The sequence below is a fragment of the Undibacterium sp. Ji50W genome (genome assembly GCF_049340445.1).
Lineage (GTDB): Bacteria > Pseudomonadota > Gammaproteobacteria > Burkholderiales > Burkholderiaceae_D > Undibacterium.
In genome coordinates, this window is sequence record NZ_JBMPOX010000004.1 from 16017 (window position 1) to 32862 (window position 16846).

Annotated in this window: 18 protein-coding genes and 1 pseudogene; 11 read left to right on the top strand and 8 right to left on the bottom strand. The window is 53.3% G+C overall.

Going from position 1 to position 16846, the window contains the following annotated elements:
- Positions 1-97: 97 nt before the first annotated feature.
- Positions 98-1294 carry a M20 aminoacylase family protein gene (locus ACO0K9_RS08640; RefSeq protein WP_422983840.1) on the bottom strand — a complete coding sequence of 399 codons (1197 nt, stop codon included), beginning with the start codon at positions 1292-1294 and terminating at the stop codon, positions 98-100.
- Between the two features lie 174 nt (positions 1295-1468).
- Here ACO0K9_RS08640 and ACO0K9_RS08645 point away from each other — a divergent pair, with 174 nt between their 5' ends.
- The 5 genes from ACO0K9_RS08645 to ACO0K9_RS08665 all read left to right on the top strand — a co-directional run bounded on the left by ACO0K9_RS08645 (position 1469) and on the right by ACO0K9_RS08665 (position 5723).
- Positions 1469-1609 carry a hypothetical protein gene (locus ACO0K9_RS08645; protein WP_422983842.1) on the top strand — a complete coding sequence of 47 codons (141 nt, stop codon included), beginning with the start codon at positions 1469-1471 and terminating at the stop codon, positions 1607-1609.
- A 193-nt stretch (positions 1610-1802) separates the two neighbouring features.
- The gene (locus tag ACO0K9_RS08650) at positions 1803-2780 is read left to right on the top strand and encodes an ABC transporter permease (RefSeq protein WP_422983844.1); all 978 of its coding nucleotides are present in this window, start codon (positions 1803-1805) and stop codon (positions 2778-2780) included.
- Between the two features lie 6 nt (positions 2781-2786).
- The gene (locus ACO0K9_RS08655; RefSeq protein WP_422983846.1) at positions 2787-3698 is read left to right on the top strand and encodes an ABC transporter permease; all 912 of its coding nucleotides are present in this window, start codon (positions 2787-2789) and stop codon (positions 3696-3698) included.
- Positions 3699-3709: 11 nt separating this feature from the next.
- On the top strand, positions 3710-4708 hold the full coding sequence (locus ACO0K9_RS08660) for an ABC transporter ATP-binding protein (protein ID WP_422983848.1): 999 nt from the start codon (positions 3710-3712) through the stop codon (positions 4706-4708).
- On the top strand, positions 4701-5723 hold the full coding sequence (locus ACO0K9_RS08665; protein WP_422983850.1) for an ABC transporter ATP-binding protein: 1023 nt from the start codon (positions 4701-4703) through the stop codon (positions 5721-5723). Before ACO0K9_RS08660 ends, ACO0K9_RS08665 begins: the two co-directional genes overlap by 8 nt.
- Positions 5724-6158: 435 nt before the next feature.
- On the opposite strand, the gene ACO0K9_RS08670 is transcribed toward ACO0K9_RS08665, so the two are convergent.
- On the bottom strand, positions 6159-6287 hold the full coding sequence (locus tag ACO0K9_RS08670) for a hypothetical protein (protein ID WP_422983852.1): 129 nt from the start codon (positions 6285-6287) through the stop codon (positions 6159-6161).
- A 360-nt stretch (positions 6288-6647) separates the two neighbouring features.
- Positions 6648-6792: pseudogene (locus ACO0K9_RS08675) on the bottom strand (DUF817 family protein); the annotation flags it as partial.
- Between the two features lie 493 nt (positions 6793-7285).
- On the opposite strand from ACO0K9_RS08675, the gene puuE reads away from it, so the two are divergent.
- From puuE to ACO0K9_RS08695, 4 genes are all read left to right on the top strand, one after another.
- The gene (gene puuE, locus ACO0K9_RS08680) at positions 7286-8236 is read left to right on the top strand and encodes an allantoinase PuuE (RefSeq protein WP_422984363.1); all 951 of its coding nucleotides are present in this window, start codon (positions 7286-7288) and stop codon (positions 8234-8236) included.
- Positions 8237-8408: 172 nt separating this feature from the next.
- Positions 8409-9506 carry a porin gene (locus ACO0K9_RS08685; RefSeq protein WP_422983854.1) on the top strand — a complete coding sequence of 366 codons (1098 nt, stop codon included), beginning with the start codon at positions 8409-8411 and terminating at the stop codon, positions 9504-9506.
- Positions 9507-9627: 121 nt separating this feature from the next.
- A complete protein-coding gene (locus ACO0K9_RS08690; protein ID WP_422983856.1) occupies positions 9628-10524 on the top strand; it encodes an RNA polymerase sigma-70 factor in 897 nt (298 codons plus the stop codon).
- Positions 10525-10661: 137 nt separating this feature from the next.
- Positions 10662-11105, top strand: a complete 444-nt coding sequence (locus ACO0K9_RS08695; protein ID WP_422983858.1) for a carboxymuconolactone decarboxylase family protein — start codon at positions 10662-10664, stop codon at positions 11103-11105.
- 33 nt (positions 11106-11138) lie between these two features.
- Here the strand turns inward: ACO0K9_RS08695 and ACO0K9_RS08700 are convergent, their stop codons facing one another.
- The 5 genes from ACO0K9_RS08700 to ACO0K9_RS08720 all read right to left on the bottom strand — a co-directional run bounded on the left by ACO0K9_RS08700 (position 11139) and on the right by ACO0K9_RS08720 (position 14502).
- The gene (locus tag ACO0K9_RS08700) at positions 11139-11675 is read right to left on the bottom strand and encodes a DUF6985 domain-containing protein (RefSeq protein WP_422983860.1); all 537 of its coding nucleotides are present in this window, start codon (positions 11673-11675) and stop codon (positions 11139-11141) included.
- A 145-nt stretch (positions 11676-11820) separates the two neighbouring features.
- A complete protein-coding gene (locus ACO0K9_RS08705) occupies positions 11821-13014 on the bottom strand; it encodes an HDOD domain-containing protein (RefSeq protein WP_422983862.1) in 1194 nt (397 codons plus the stop codon).
- 126 nt (positions 13015-13140) lie between these two features.
- Positions 13141-13722 (bottom strand): gamma carbonic anhydrase family protein, encoded by a 582-nt coding sequence (locus ACO0K9_RS08710; protein WP_422983864.1) that lies wholly within the window; start codon positions 13720-13722, stop codon positions 13141-13143.
- An 88-nt stretch (positions 13723-13810) separates the two neighbouring features.
- Complete coding sequence (locus ACO0K9_RS08715; RefSeq protein WP_422983866.1) at positions 13811-14239, bottom strand: MAPEG family protein; 429 nt, start codon at positions 14237-14239, stop codon at positions 13811-13813.
- Positions 14239-14502, bottom strand: a complete 264-nt coding sequence (locus ACO0K9_RS08720; protein WP_422983868.1) for a tautomerase family protein — start codon at positions 14500-14502, stop codon at positions 14239-14241. The genes ACO0K9_RS08715 and ACO0K9_RS08720 overlap by 1 nt, the downstream gene beginning before the upstream one ends.
- A gap of 139 nt (positions 14503-14641) precedes the next feature.
- Here ACO0K9_RS08720 and ACO0K9_RS08725 point away from each other — a divergent pair, with 139 nt between their 5' ends.
- Complete coding sequence (locus ACO0K9_RS08725) at positions 14642-15643, top strand: GlxA family transcriptional regulator (protein WP_422983870.1); 1002 nt, start codon at positions 14642-14644, stop codon at positions 15641-15643.
- A 35-nt stretch (positions 15644-15678) separates the two neighbouring features.
- Positions 15679-16845, top strand: coding sequence for an NAD(P)/FAD-dependent oxidoreductase (locus ACO0K9_RS08730; RefSeq protein ID WP_422983872.1), 1167 nt, complete (start codon positions 15679-15681; stop codon positions 16843-16845).
- The last annotated feature ends 1 nt before the right edge of the window (position 16846 follow it).

Here is a 16846-nt window from a genome sequence, read left to right on the forward strand (position 1 = left end):
TCTTAGTGAAGTCTTGGTTAATGTTGGGCTTGAATGATTCAGTAATGATGATTCTGGTGGTTAATATGGCTACTTAGATGGTTACTTACATGGCTACCTAAGTCGCTTTTTTCAAGTGGGCTTCGGCCAGTCTGACCCAATAAGTTGCACCTATGGGTAACAAATCGTCGTTGAAATCATAGCTGGGGTTGTGCAGATTGCAAGGCCCCAGGCCATGACCCATGTCACGGTGATCACCATCGCCATTACCGATGAAGGCATAGCAGCCCGGCTTGGCCTGCAGCATGAAGGCAAAATCTTCGGCACCCATGGTGGGTTCCACCTGGGCGTTGACATGGTCGTCACCGACCACGCTGCGCATGACTTCGGCAGCGAAAGCAGTCTCTTTGGCGTGATTGATCAGTGGCGGGTAATTGCGATTGAACTGGAAATCCACCTGGGCATCGAACGCCGCCGCCGTGTGTTCGGCGATGGCCTGCATGCGTTTTTCTATCAGATCGATCATCTCTGTACTGAACGCACGTACCGTACCTATCAGCGTGGCATCGTCAGGGATGACATTGGTCGCACTGCCAGAATGGATCTGCGTCACTGACAGCACGGCTGATTCCAGCGGGCTGGCATTGCGGCTGACGACGGTTTGCCAGCTCTGGGCGATCTGTATTGCCACGATAATCGGGTCTATACCCTTGTGTGGCTGGGCTGCATGGGCACCCTTGCCCTTGACCACGACTTCGAATTCATTTGATGAAGCCATCATGGGGCCGGCTGTGACACCAAAGGTGCCGACCGCTACGCCAGGCCAGTTGTGCATGCCAAACACCGCATCCATGGGATATTTGTCGAACAAGCCCTCTTCTATCATGCGTCTGGCACCGCCACCCCCTTCTTCGGCAGGCTGGAAGATCAGGTAGACGGTGCCGTCAAAATCCTTGTATTGCGACAGATAATGGGCCGCGCCCAGCAACATGGCGGTATGGCCATCATGCCCGCAGGCATGCATTTTTCCCGCATGTTGGGAGGTATGGGCAAAGGTATTGATTTCCTGCATGGGCAGGGCATCCATGTCGGCCCGCAAGCCTATGGCGCGTTCGCTGCTGCCATTCTTTAATATACCCAGCACGCCGGTGCCGCCCAGGCCACGCACCACAGGGATGCCCCAGGCTTGCAGTTTTTGCGCCACGACTTCGGAAGTCCGGTGTTCTTCATAGCACAGCTCGGGATGCGCATGAATATCACGTCGGATTTGCTGGATTTCAGCATGAAATTGCACTATGGGATCGATCAGTTTCATTATTGTCTCCGTACCGCGTATCGTGTATTGCAGCCATGGGCAGGCGCATGGTCATAAATACACATTATTCTTATCAGGATATCATCCCGTTGATGAAAAAGCTCAGCCAGGGCCCGATTCATGGGCCTGTTTGCATGTCTTTCTCCATATAGAGAAAGATACCAGATTCCATGCATGCTGGTAGTCGCAGACCGTATATCCATTCTACAAAAACGGGTTTGCCAGTTGAATTGCTGTGGTAGTAGCATGCTGGCTTGCAGGCAAGACAGCCGCCAGGCTTTGCCCGGCAGCACGGCACTATGGCAAAGCCTGTAAAATTCCGCAAAACAGGCAAACCGCATCCGCCGGCTAGGAATTTCCGCAGGTAAAGAAAGCATATAGACCGTCAATGATGAAGAACTCTCTCAAGCAGTGCTGTACCCATACGCGGATCGTGCATCCGGCGATGGCTTTGCCTTGCCTGCATATTGTCTGTGCGTTGCCTGTGCTCACCAGGCAGGCCTGACTGATGCTGGAGTTTATCTTGCGTCGCCTGCTGCAAAGCCTGGCTGTCTTGCTGGTGATGTCGCTGCTGGTGTTTGCCGGTGTGTATGCGATAGGCAATCCGGTCGATGTGCTGATCAGCCCGGATGCCGATCAGATCGAACGTGCGCGCATCATCGCCGCCTTTGGCCTGGATCAGAGTTTGCCGCAACAATACTGGTTGTTCCTGCGCAATGCCTTGTCCGGCGACATGGGGCTATCGTTCGCCCATGCCACGCCAGCATTGGGCTTGATACTGGAACGCATGCCAGCGACGCTGGAACTGGCAGTGTTTGCTATCCTGATTTCCATCGCGCTGGGTATACCCTTGGGGTTGCTGGCGGGGCTACGGCCTGACAGCCTGGCCGGCAAAAGCATCATGGCCATCTCCATACTCGGGTTTTCTTTACCTACCTTCTGGGTGGGCCTGATGATGATCATGGTATTTGCTGTACAACTGGGCTGGCTGCCTTCCAGTGGCCGCGGCGAAACTGTGTTGCTATTGGGTGTGCCGGTCAGTTTCCTGAGTGCCGATGGCCTCAGGCATCTGCTCTTGCCAGCCCTGAACCTGGCCCTGTTCAATATCGCCATGGTGATACGCCTGACACGCTCAGGCGCGCAGGAAGCCTTGTTGCAAGACTACGTGCGCTTTGCCCGTGCCAAGGGCTTGCGCAATAGCCGCATCATAGGCGTGCATGTGTTGAAAAATATCCTGATACCGATAGTGACGGTGATCGCCCTGCAATTCGGTTCCATCATTGCCTTTGCAATTGTGACTGAATCGGTATTTGCCTGGCCTGGCATGGGTAAGCTGATCATTGATTCGATACGGGTACTGGACCGGCCAGTTATCGTCGCCTATCTGTTGCTGATCGTCAGCCTGTTCATCCTCATCAATCTGGTGGTGGATGTACTGTATTCCTTGCTGGACCCGCGTGTACGCCTGTCCGATAACCAGGCCTGAACCTCCATGCTATCGACCAGCCAGCCATCTACCCACATTGCCGAAACGCCGTTGCGACGTTTCCTACGTGATTTTTTTGCCAGCCGCATCGCGACCCTCGGCAGTCTGGTGTTATTGCTGCTGGTCTTGGTGGCCCTGTTTGCGCCACTGATATCGCCACAAAATCCTTATGACCTGGCGGCGCTGGATGTCATGGATTCACGGCTGGAGCCAGGCAAAGTGTCTGCCGATGGCCTGCACACTTTTTTACTCGGCACCGATGAACAGGGGCGCGACATGCTGTCGGCGATTTTTTATGGGCTGAGGATTTCCCTCGTCGTTGGTTTTTCCAGCACCGTGATTGCCCTCTTCATTGGCCTGGGCCTGGGTTTGCTGGCCGGTTATCGGGGCGGCCGCAGCGAAGCACTGATCATGCGTATCGCCGATATACAGTTGTCCTTCCCGGCGATCCTGATTGCCCTGATCTTGCTGGCCCTGACCGGGCAGGGCGTGGGCAAGATCATCCTGGCGCTGGTACTGGTACAGTGGGCTTATTATGCCCGCACGGCACGTAGTGCGGCGCTGGTGGAAAGACGTAAGGAATATATAGAAGCGGCAGTTGGCCTGGGCTTGTCACCGGCACGCATCATCTGGCGTCATTTATTGCCCAACTGCCTGCCACCGCTGATTGTGATTGCTGCCTTGCAGGTGGCTTCGGCCATTTCGCTGGAAGCAACACTGTCCTTCCTTGGGTTGGGTTTGCCGGTGACCGAACCTTCGCTGGGATTGTTGATTGCCAATGGCTTTCAATACCTGCTGTCGGGTAAATACTGGATCAGTTTCTTCCCTGGTCTGGCCTTGTTGCTGACGGTGGTGTCCATCAATCTGGTAGCTGATCATTTGCGTGATGTACTCAATCCGCGCTTGCAGACGCAATAGGTGAAATGGACATGACTATGGCGACACTGGAAGTGCAAAATCTGCAAACAGAATTCAAAAGCCGGGACGGTACTGTCCAGCCGGTAAACGATGTGTCATTCAGTGTGCAGCCCGGACAGATCATGGGTCTGGTCGGCGAATCCGGTTCTGGCAAATCCATGACCGCGTATTCCATCATGGGCCTGGTTGATGCGCCTGGTAAGGTCAGTGGTGGCCAGGTCTTGTTCAAGGGCCAGGATTTGCGTGGCCTGTCGGCAGAAGCCATGCGGCAAATTCGCGGCAACCGTATCGCCATGATTTTCCAGGACCCGATGATGACCCTGAACCCGGTCTTGCGCATCGATACCCAGATGATGGAAACCATCTCTGCCCATCAGCAGGTCAGCCGCGAAAGCGCCCGCGAGATGGCGCGTGCGGCCTTGGTGAAAGTCGGCATTGCTTCGCCAGATGAAAGACTGCTGGCGTATCCGCATCAGTTTTCCGGCGGCATGCGGCAAAGGGTGGCGATTGCGATTGCCCTGCTGAACCAGCCTGAACTGATTATTTGCGATGAACCGACCACCGCACTCGATGTCACCATACAGGGGCAGATATTGTATGAAATGCAGAAGCTGTGCAGAGAATCCGGCACTGCCCTGATCTGGATTACTCATGACTTATCGGTGGTGGCCGGGCTGGCGGATACTGTCAGCGTCATGTATGCCGGCAAGATCGTCGAAAGCGGCACGGTTAGCCAGGTGCTGGAGCAAGCCTTGCATCCCTATACCCACGGCCTGATTGCCTCCTCACCGTCACGTAACCTGCATGGCCAGACCCTGCACCAGATACCCGGCGCTACGCCTTCCTTGCTGAATCTGCCGTCCGGCTGTGCTTTTCGCAATCGTTGCGAACGTGCCAGTACGGCTTGTGAGCAGGTGCCGCCTTTGCAGCAGACGGATGGGCGCAGCGTGCTGTGCTTCCATCCTATGCACAGCACGGGCAGTCCGAGAGCCGGAGCCGCGCATGTCTGAAGTGATTAAAGCCATGCCAGTGGACGACACCCCCTTGCTGGAACTACGCGGCGTCAGCAAGCGTTTTGCCAAACCCGTAGCTCTGACAGCCAGGCTGACGCAATGGCTGGGGGCCGCGGCAGTACCTGATATCGTGCATGCCGTGGACAATATTGATTTGTCCCTGCGTGTTGGTGAAGTGCTGGGTCTGGTCGGTGAATCCGGTTGCGGCAAATCGACACTGGGGCGTATGGCCGTCGGTTTGCATGGCTTGTCTGATGGCACGCGCTGGTGGCGTGGAAATGACCTGGCATTGGCAGACAAGTCAGCCCAGCAAAAAATGAAGCTGGCCATGCAGATGATATTTCAAGACCCATATGCCTCGCTGAATCCGCGCATGCGTGTGCTGGACATCATCGGTGAGGCACCAGTAGTGCATGGTCTGATCAAGGCCAATGAACAGGCCGAGTATGTAGAACAAATCCTGCAAAAAGTGGGGCTGGACCCGGCTGTACTGCGGCGTTTCCCGCATCAGTTTTCTGGTGGTCAACGTGCCCGTGTCGGCATTGCCCGGGCCTTGGCCGTGAAGCCGGAATTGCTGGTTTGTGACGAGGCCGTGGCCGCACTCGATGTATCGATACAGGCGCAAGTACTGAATCTGTTCATACGCCTGCGCGATGAGCTTGAGCTGACCTATCTGTTCATCAGCCATGACCTGGGTGTCGTCAGGCATGTGTCTGACCGGGTCGCCATCATGTACCTGGGGCGCATCGTGGAATCGGCAGCGACCGCCGAAATTTTCGGGCATGCCAATCATCCCTACACCCAGGCTTTGCTGGCTTCCGCCCCGAAACTGGAAGTGCGCAAGATCGACTTTGTTGCCATCAAGGGCGAAATCCCTTCACCCCTACATCCTCCTGCCGGTTGCCATTTTCATCCGCGTTGCCCACATGCCATGCCCCGGTGCGCCGTGGAAAAGCCTGAGCTGAAACAGATCGCAGCACGGCATTTTTCTGCCTGCCATTTGAATACCTGAGCTGTCTTGCCTGGTTTGTAAGTACAACTGTCTGATATTTGCATCAGTGATGTTGGGTATACAAAAAATAAAGCAGATTTATTTGCTGCACTGCGGTAAAGTAGTACCTGTCTCCTCCAACACCTCCTAAGGTTTGGATTTAACCCGCAACCGCAAGGTCGCGGGTTTTTTTTGTCCTTTTACATTTGCAGAGAAAATTTAACAATATTGCGGGGATATGACATTTTGATGTCCAATTTATAAAAATCCTTGTCTTGTATTTGATATGTCCAAATATATGATTTTTGAATGATTGATATACGAAAATAGATGTTGGTGAATTTGTTGCGCTGCGATATAGTTACACCTGTCTCCTCCAACACCTCCTAAGGTTTGGATTTAAACCCGCAATCACTTGCGGGTTTTTTTTTGCCATTTTTTCGTCAATCTTATTATTTACTGCAATTCCGGCGACAGGGCGTCGCCCAGTCCATGCTGGTCTTGCAACATCAGGGTTTGCGCAGGATAGAAAGCGTCGTTGCGCCTGACAATCTGCGCGGACTGGCTTTTTTTCGGCGCAGTCATGAAGCTGACTATATTGATGATTTAATCTGATGGTGTAATCGCCACAAAATTCCTGAATTGCGTTTTTCTTGATGCAATGCAAGGCAGATTTACGGGGAAATAGTGGTGGGTACAAAGAATTTACTACCTGTTACAAATTAACTGGTATTGCTACTGATCTGTGCTTTAAAGGGAATAATTTAGTAGTGGTATGTATGTTGATAGAGATATTCGTTTTGTGTATACCTGATATATTAAGAATAAAGCATACAAATATGTTGCGGCGCATTAAAGTGGACCTGTCTCCTCCAACACCTACTAAGGTTTGGATTTAAGCCCGCAAACTTTGCGGGCTATTTTTTTGTCCGTAGCTTTTGCAACTCATTTAGCAACATGAATATGTCGTTTGATATGCTTGAGATGGGCAACGATGGTAAAGCTCATGATCGCCAGCAAAGACCATGAACTCCATTTCCCCCAGGTGGACGGTAGGCCAGGCACCCAATTGATTGAGGTAACGCCAGAGACTGGATGAGCAATTGCTCTATGGAGTGCGGGCGCATACGCGGCATTTTAGCCAGTACATAGTGGTCAACACGTAGCAGTGCTGCGGCATTAATGATAAAGCTATATTCATGGCTAAGAAATTCTGAATAGAACTTATACTAAAACCAGTATAAACATTGCCATAAAATTGCTGACAATCGTGTTTCGTAAATGCAAAAGACCAGGGCGTGTTGTTACAAGCTGTCGTAGCAGCTTAGTAGGAACGTGTTTACGATCTGTAGCGAGCGTCAGCGGGGTAAGGGTAACAAAAACGCAGCGCAAAAAGCGGAATGTACTTAAGTACATGAGCATTTTGAGCAGCGCATGAGCCCCGCGTGTATTCCGATTGCGCTCGCGCAGTAAGATCGCAAACAGGTTCTAAGATGGCACGTCACTTGCATTCGGTAGCGAAACAGACCAGAACAAACACGGGTCAGGCAAGGCCGGCCCGGCATTTCCCGGAGAACACCAGCATGTCCACACCGAATGATTATCCACGTGACCTGATAGGCTATGGCCGTCATCTGCCCCATGCGCAATGGCCGCAACAGGCCAGGATAGCCGTGCAGTTTGTACTGAATTATGAAGAAGGTGGCGAGAACTGTGTTTTGCACGGTGATCGTGCATCCGAGCAGTTTTTGTCCGAAATCGTTGGTGCAGCCGCGTATGAAGCGCGCCATATGTCGATGGAATCCATCTATGAATATGGCTCGCGTGCAGGGGTCTGGCGCATCTTGCGCGAATTTGAAAAGCGCCAGTTGCCGCTGACTGTCTTTGGTGTGGCGATGGCCTTGCAGCGTCATCCGGAATTGACCACTGCCTTTGGCGAACTCGGTCATGAAATCGCCTGCCACGGCCTGCGCTGGATACATTACCAGGGTATGGATGAAGCGACCGAGCGTGAACATATGCAGCAGGCAGTACAGATACTGCGTGAACTGACTGGCAAAGCCCCACTGGGTTGGTATACCGGGCGCGATTCGCCGAATACCCGCCGCCTGTTGGTGGAGCATGGCGGCTTTACCTATGACGCTGATTACTATGGTGATGACCTGCCATTCTGGACTGAGGTGACCACCAGCAGCGGGCAAAGCAAGCCGCATCTGGTGGTGCCGTATACGCTGGACAGCAATGACATGCGTTTTGCAACCCCGCAAGGCTTTAATACCGGCGACCATTTCTATGATTACCTGAAAGACAGTTTCGACGTGCTGTATGCCGAAGGTGATCCGGATGGCGACAATGCACCAAAGATGCTGTCGATAGGCATGCATTGCCGCTTATTGGGGCGGCCCGGGCGTTTTCGCGCCTTGCAACGTTTCCTGGATTACCTGCAGGCGCATGACAAGGTCTGGATCTGCCGCCGCATCGACATTGCCCAGCACTGGATGCAGGTCCACCCGTTTCACACCGCAAGACCCTGAGCAATGAAAAGAGTGGGAACAAAGTTGAATCTGCAATCATGCTTCGATATGGATGGGACTATTTGACAGGACTTACGCAAAACCGCCCCGGCTGCGTTGCAGCTCCTTGCCGGGACAATTTTGCGTAAGTCCCATTTGATTAACTTGATTAACCTGATGAAGAGGAAGAAAGATGAAAATGCAAATGAAACACCTGGCGTTGGCTGTTGCATCTTGTCTGTTGGCCGCTAGCGCGCTGGCACAATCCAGTGTCACGGTGCAGGGTCTGGTCGATTTGTCCGTGGGCTCAGTCAAAATGAGCGGCGACAAAGCCAGCACGGCTGCTATCACACCTGGCGGCATGACGACATCATGGCTGGGCTTCAAGGGGGTAGAAGATCTGGGCGGTGGCTTGAAAGCGGAATTTGCGCTGACTTCCTTCCTGCGTGCAGATACTGGCGAGTCTGGCCGTTTTAGTGGCGACACCCTGTTTTCGCGTGATGCAAACATTGCTTTGTCCGGCAGCTTTGGCCGTGTTTCGCTTGGCCGTGATCTGGCACCCAGTTTTTTACCGGTAGTGATTTTCAATCCCTATGGTGATTCCTTTGATGTGTCACCGCTGGTCTTGCACTGGTATGTGCCTTCCGGTGGTTTTGCTGCGCGTAGCTGGGCTAATTCAGCCGCGGGTGATTCTGGCTGGAGCAATGAGGTGATATACAGCACGCCCAATTTCGACGGCTTCAGTTCGAATATGCATTACCAGTTTGGCGAAAAAGCCGGTGATACCAGTATCCGCAATATCGGTTTGAATGCCCTGTACTTCAATGGCCCGTTCGCTTTGGGTGCCTTCTATCAAAAAGTGCAGGTATCCAACCCTACTGGCGGGTCTGCGATTGTCGATGCCACGGCCACCCCGGTGAACTTTGCTTCCATCAATAATCAGACTGCCTATTTTGTGGGGGGCAGTTACGACCTGACAGCGGCCAAGCTGTATGCAACTTATATATCCAGCAAGAATGACACGGCAGCAGGCAAGCAAATGGATGACAAGATTTACACCCTGGGCGCCAAGATTCCGGCAGGCGGCGGTGATATCTTGCTGGCCTATGCCAACACCAGGCGCAATGGCTCGCTGACCGCCAATACCGAGCTCAAGCGCGATACCCTGTCGGCCGGGTATGACTATAACTTGTCCAAGCGTACCGATATCTATGGCGTGCTGATGAGTGACAAGATCAGCACGGCGGATCGTGCCACCAGTGTAATTGCTGGCATACGTCACAGATTCTGAGTGCCTTCAGTGCGAAAGAAAAAACCGTCATCTGAAAAAATGGTGGTTTTTTTTATTTGTCTGTCACAAATGGCTAGGCTGTTTCGTCTTATCATCACGATTAATTCTGAATACAACTATGATGAACCGCCTGCAAAGCTTTACTGACCATAGACCACGCCTGTTCGGTATTGCCTACCGCATGCTGGCTTCGCGCGCCGAGGCGGAAGACCTGGTGCAAAACACCTATCTACGCTGGCATGCACTCAGTGAGGATGAAGTGCTGCAAATCCGTGAACCCCAGGCCTGGCTGGTGACCGTCATCAGCCGTCTTTGCGTGGATAGACTGCGGGTACTCAAGCGCGAGCGTGAAAACTATACCGGCCCCTGGTTGCCAGAACCCCTGATCGAAGTCGATAACCAGACCCCGGAACTGATGGCCGAATTCAGCAGCGATGTGTCACTGGCTTTCTTGACCATGCTGGAGCGTTTGTCGGCAGAAGAACGGGCGGCATTTCTTTTGCACCAGGTCTTTGATGTTGATTATCCCGAGGTTGCCGGCATGCTCAACAAGACGGCAGCAGCCTGCCGCCAACTGGTGCACAGGGCAAAAGAGCGGGTACAGCAGGATAAACCCCGCTTTCATGTCAGCCGCGATCATCATCGCCAATTGCTGCAGCGGTTTTCCGTGGCCGCGCAAAGCGGTGATTTAAAGGCCCTGAATGCCCTGTTTGCCGATGATGCACAATTGATAGGTGATGGCGGTGGCAAGGTAGCCTCGGTCAACCGTGTCCTGCACGGGGCAAGTCGCATATCCCGTCTGTACCATGTGATTGCCCGAAACTTTGCACTACGCATGCAGTTTGTCGAAGTTAACATCAATGGCGAACCCGGCTTGCTGCGTTTTATTGATGGCAAACTTGATGGCACCGTCTCCATCGTCAGCGACGGTGAAAAAATTCTTGATATTTACACCGTACGCAATCCGGATAAATTGCAGGCTTATCAGGGTATGCGCATACCGACGAAAAATAATTAAGAAATTATTCAATCAGACTGTCACAAAATGATTTCTTCCAGCGTCTTATAGATGAAGAGAGCAATAGGGACTTCAAGCAATTAATGCTTAACAGACTCTGACTTCTCTCATTTCTTAACCTTAACTGGAGCATTATCATGACAATCCAACTCAATTTTTCTGGCCTGGCACCGGCCGCCACTCAAGCCATGGCGGGTGTCAATGCTGCCCTCGATAGCAGCAGTCTTGGCAAGTCCCTCATCGACCTGGTTTTTTTACGGGTTTCACAAATCAATGGCTGCGCGTTTTGTGTCGACAAACATGCGCATGACCTGCTTGAGCATGGCGACAACTTTCAACGCCTGAACAGCCTGGTATGCTGGCGCGAAGCACCTTGCTTCAGTGAGCGTGAAAGGGCCGCATTGGCCTGGAGCGAAGCGCTCACCGGCATCGCCAGCAAGCATGTTGACGCAGATCTTAAGCAAGCATTGCCGAAACATTTCACAGAAAAGGAACAGGTTGACCTGGCCTTTGCCGTTGGTGTCATGAATGCATGGAACCGGGTGGCGATTGCTTCTGGAAAAAGTTTTTCCATGCGTTGATACACCCTGGTCTTGGTGACGGGTCGTGGTAAGTTAGCCGCGGCTTTGATAAATGACTTTATCAAGGCCGGGTTCGCCATAGGCATCTGCATTGCTCATGAAGTCATCGAAAGGACCGAGCTTGCTGATCGCCTGGCCCTGGCGAAAGACGATTTGCAAGCCTTGTTCAACTTCCCAGTCGCAATCGCATTCGACAGAAATATAGACGGTCTTGTCGCCATTCGGGCGCTGGCATACCAGCGCTTCATCACCGAACTGTATGTGTTGCCAGACATCGGCTGCGGTGGCGATGTGTACCACATCCAGCTTTTCGGATTTGCGGTAAGCGGCTGTATCCTGGTAATAGGCAAAGATCTCTGCTTCTGCCTTGTTCAGGACGGCTGGATCCAGCGCAATGAAGTGTGTGATGGCGCTTTGATAGGCGGTTTTGGTCGCCTCGTCGGCATCGTCATAGCCTTCCAGCAAGAAAGTACAGGCTTGCTGATTCAGTGCCGGGACCACGACAGTCTGGCTGATATGCCAGCCATTTTCTTGATCTTTTTCCAGTGTTCCAAGGCCGGGAATATGCATGGTCTGTCTTCCAGTTTGCTGATGCCGCTTGTTGATGTGTCGCCGGTTGCGGCCTGAAGCGCGCATGTTCCGGGAAGGGACTGTATTGTCCCATACAATTGTCCCATACAAGTCTGGCAGCAGGAGTGTTGGCCAGGGGCTGACGCTAACTTTCCTTCAATTCCGCTGCTTGCTGCTGTACGCCAGTGGTGTCATACAACTGGATTTCATTCAACAGATCAAAACAGCTGACTTCATCCGGGTTCAGGCCTACCCTGAGTTTTTTGTCACTACTGCCCAATTGCGCATGGTTGACCAGCAGGCGCATCTTGCTGATCAGGTCGGCGGTATGCAGCAAGTGTCCGAGTGGACTCCATTCTATGGGCTTGCGCCCGCCTGCCTGCTGTTGCAAGGCGAGGATGACATGCTCCGGGAATTCCCAGCGCTGGGCGATGCGATACGACAGGGTGGCAGCCACGGACGAAAATATAGGCTGGAAACTGGCTGAATATTTGAACTTACCCTGTTCGCAAGTCTGGTCCAGCAGGCGGAAGGCGATGATCAGGCCAACGTTTTTCATCAGCCCCGTCAAGAAAGCATGAAAAGGATCAATATTGCGGGCCAGCGTGTGGCAGGCGACGGCACATTTTTCTGACTGGTTCCAGATATGGGGTGCAGCACGGCGGGTAAATTGTCCGGCGTTCAGGTTGATGATAGGGCGGAAGGCAACTTTGGCAATCACCAGCCGCAAGCCTTCTTCACCCAGGATCATCACGGCTTTTTCCAGGCTGTTGATACGGTCGGCCGGATTGTACAGGGCGCTGTTGACCGTATTGATGACTTCACCGACCAGCACCACGTCCTTGACGATCTGACGTGACAATTCACCGGCAGAGATGGTTTTGTTGCGCAGGCTGTTCAGCAATTGCGGGACGACGCTGGGCACACGTGGCACGATGACGGCATCGTTAAGATCAGATGCCAGCAATTTGTACAGGGCCTGCAGGATGGTCTGTTCAGTGTCAACGTTGCCGCCTTCACCCGGATAGCCCATGATCCAGTCAAAATAAAGACTGTCGATAGGCAATGCCGGTTTCCAGGCAATGAGTTTTTCTGCATTGACGGTGCTGGCTATTACCGGTGACGCTGGCGTGTTACTGGTATCGGTTCCGGCACTAACTGGTGTTGCCACAGGCGTTGCTGTTGGCGTAGTCGCCTTGACCAGCGCCGCTGCGGCGCTCATTGCCGGTTCTGAAGCGGTAGCAGGCAGACTGGCAGGGCGGGCGCTTGCCGGTAGCTGATCACCACCACCGCCACCACCAAATAGACGGCTAAAGAATTTGCTCAGGGTATTCGACACGGTGTCCCTTTCACTTCAACTAATCGACCGCGCAGGCCAGAGCTTTCAGTGTGTATATTTGCCTGAGGCGTGTCAATCCCAAGCCGGCCTTGCAAGCGGTTTCAGGCCGGCTTTTAACTTAAGTTGTCATTCTTCAACATTGAGTTGGGCGTTCAGCCTGGCAATTTCTGCCATGATTTCTACCGGAAATTCTTCCCGCGCCCATTCGCGGTATGCCCCGGCTGCGTAGGCCAGCCCATTTTTATAGTACATATAGGCATTCAGGCGATTACGCACATAATTGTTTTGGGTGCGTACGACTTTGCCTGGCGTACCCATGACGATGGAATTGTCGGGAATCACCGTGCCTTCCTTCAGGAAACTGTGGCCGGCAATAATGCAGTTTTTCCCGATCACGCAGCCATCCATGATGGTGGAATTGATGCCTATCAGGCAGTTGTCCCCTATGGTGCAGCCATGGATGGTGCAATGATGGGTGATCGAGCAATGGCTGCCTATGATGGTCGGGGTCTGGTCACCGATATGCAGCATGACAAAATCCTGGATATTGGTGTAGGGACCGATGATGATTTCCTTGTGCTCGGCCCTGGCGACCACATTGATCCAGATAGAGGCATGTTGCCCCACGCTGATCTTGCCATACAGGTGTGCCGTGTCATGCACATACACAGGTTGATCTAGTGTGACATCGGGACCAATGAAAGCCATATTTACCTTTGAGTATGTCTCTGAATATGCCTACGAATATGTCTTTGAGTATGCATCTGAACATGCAGCAAAATAACAGCATACTGCTTTATGGATGGATATGGTGAAAGTTGCCCACTGCGATCATCCAGCATACCAGCATGCCCGCCAAATACAGCATGGCACGCCAGGGTTGCAAACCACGCAGATAGACAATGGTATGCAGGTAACGTATCAGCACATAGCTGCCAAACAGCCAGTTGGCGCTGTAGGCGTCGCCACCCAGCAAGACATGGCTGAGTGCCAGTGCCAGAAACAGCGGCAGGTTTTCGACATCATTGCGCCAGACACGGGCGCAGCGCTGCACCAGTTCAACTTCGGCCTCCACCGGTCGCAGACCGACCATGCCCGCGTCTTCCGGCAACAGGTAGCGGCGGCTGCGTATGCGGCTGATGATCTGTATGGCACTTAACAGGCTGGCTTTCAAAAACAGGGCCAGCAAAGCCAGCACAAAGCTGGACAGGGCAGGGAAGGCCATCATTTGGCCACCTCCGCTTGCCTTGTAGCCCGTGCCTCCCTGACAGCGAGGAATTGTTCGATGTGCCGGGTGGACGGACGCAAGCCACTCATGGACCAGTTTTCTGCCTCGGTCTCCTGGATATTGATCCAGATGGATTTCCTGAATTCCGGGTCACCCGTCCCCTCGATGTCCACCATGACATCGGCAATTCTTTCCAGTAATAACTGTTTTTGACCGGGGTTTAACATTCCTTTGATGGTGTGTATTTGCACGTAGGGCATAGCGGATTCCTGTAGAGATGGTTGTGGCTGAAGTTGAGGCACAGTTCACAGCCGGTTGGTAAGAGCCTTGATTGTGGCGGGCAGGGAAAAGTTGTACCATTGGCTGAATCGACAAAAAAAGGTGTGAATTGGCCATATGATGATCGCAGACCCTGTTATTCGTATCGGCGTGCTGGTATATCCCGGCTGTTTGCGCAGCGGTGCGGTGATGCCGCTGGATGTATTCTCGATTGCCAATACCCTGGCCGGCATACGCCCGGCTGGTGCCAGGCCAGTACAGTTCGATGCCTTCTGGGTCAGTGCCCGCGGCGACATCTTGCAGGAAGTTGGCGGCCTGCATTTCCAGGCACGTGACATCACAACGCAGAAGCTGGATGCGCTTATGGTGCCTGGCATTGATCACAGGGACAGTAGTCAGCTCGATGCCTTGATGGCCGCACTGGGGCCGGAACAGGCTTTACTGCATGATTACCTGCAACGTGACAGCCTGCTGATTTCCAGCTGTTCCAGCACCAGCCTGCTGGCCAGGACCGGCAAACTCGATGGCCGCCGTGCTACCACCAGTTGGTGGCTGAGTGCCTATTTCCGCAAGCATTTCCCCAAGGTTTTGCTGGAGGCAGAAGAACTCATCGTTCAGGATGGCAAGCTGGTTTCTTCGGGCGGGGTGACTTCGTATATTGATTTGTCGTTGTGGCTGGTGGCCCATTTCGGTGGTGAAGAATTACGCCAGTTGACGGCCAAGATTCTGGTAGTCGATGCCAACCGGAATAGCCAGGCACCGTATATTGCCAAGGCCATGATGCAGGATCAGGGCCATGCAGTAATAGAGCGCGCACGTCGCTGGCTGAACCAGCGCCTGGACCAGCGCTGGAGCATGGCAGAACTGGCCAGCTATTGCCATGTCAGCCAGCGCACCTTGCTCAGACGCTTCCAGGATGCCACCAATCTCAGCCCCATCCACTATGTGCAGCAATTACGGGTTGAACGTGCCAAGGCACTGCTGGAAACCACCCGCCTGTCGCTGGAAGATATCACTGCACGTTGCGGGTATGAAGATGTCTCCAGTTTCAGTAAAATCTTCAAGCAGTGGGCGCAGGTGACACCGAAGGATTACCGGCGCAGATTTGGCCTGCGTTTTTAAACGTCCGGGATGGGACAATCGCAATGGATAGCGCAATGGATAACAGACACATAGTCATCGTGGGTGGTGGCGTCATTGGCAGTGCGATTGCCTATTTTCTGGCAGCGCATGCGCGCTTTCAGGGCCGGGTGAGCGTGCTGGAACGCGACCCCACTTATACCCATGCGTCTTCAGCCCTGTCGGCCAGTTCCATACGCCAGCAATTCAGTACCCCGCTGAATATACAGATGTCGCAGTTCGGTATCGCCTTCCTGCGTGAACTGCATCAGCACCTGGCGGTGGATGGCGAGGTACCGCAACTGGGTTTGACCGAACACGGTTACCTGTATCTGGCAACGGCGGCCGGTGCCGTCACCCTACGGGAAAATCATCAGATACAAAAGGCACAGCAGGTGGATGTCGCCCTGCTTGGGCAAGATGCATTGCAACGCCGATTTCCATGGTTGAATGTAGATGATCTGGCGCTGGGATCCTTAGGTTTGAGTGGTGAAGGCTGGTTCGATGGCTATGCCTTGCTGATGGCGTTTCGGCGCAAGGCGCGCAGCCTGGGTGTCAATTATGCGCAGGCGGATGCACAAGGGTTTGAACACAGTCAGGGCAAAGTGCAGGGCGTGCGTTTGCGCGATGGTAGCGTCATCTCTTGTGATGTGGCAGTGAATGCGGCCGGTGCATGGGCGCGCCCCTTGCTGGCCGATACAGGTTTCGATTTGCCGGTGGTTGCTCGCAGGCGCACGGTATTTGTGGTGTCCAGCCCGGCACAGACACCCGCCTGCCCTCTCATCATAGATCCATCCGGTTTGTGGTTACGTCCCGAAGGTCAGTACTGGATATGCGGCTTGCCGCCGGCAGATGATCCCGACGATGCGCCGCTGGAAGCGGATTACGAACAGTTCGATACAGTCTGGCAAATCATGGCCAATCGCGTTCCTGCTTTTGAAGCCCTGCGCATGCAAAGAGCCTGGGCTGGTTACTATGAATACAATGTGTTTGACCAGAATGCAGTCATCGGCGCGCATCCGCAGTTATCGAATTTGATACTGGCAAATGGCTTCAGTGGTCATGGCATGCAACACGCCCCCGCAGTCGGACGCGGTATTGCAGAACTGGTGACGGATGGTGCATACAGCAGCCTGGATTTGTCGCCTTTGTCAGCGCAACGTTTACTGGACAGCAGGCCGCTGCTGGAAAAGAATGTGATTTGAA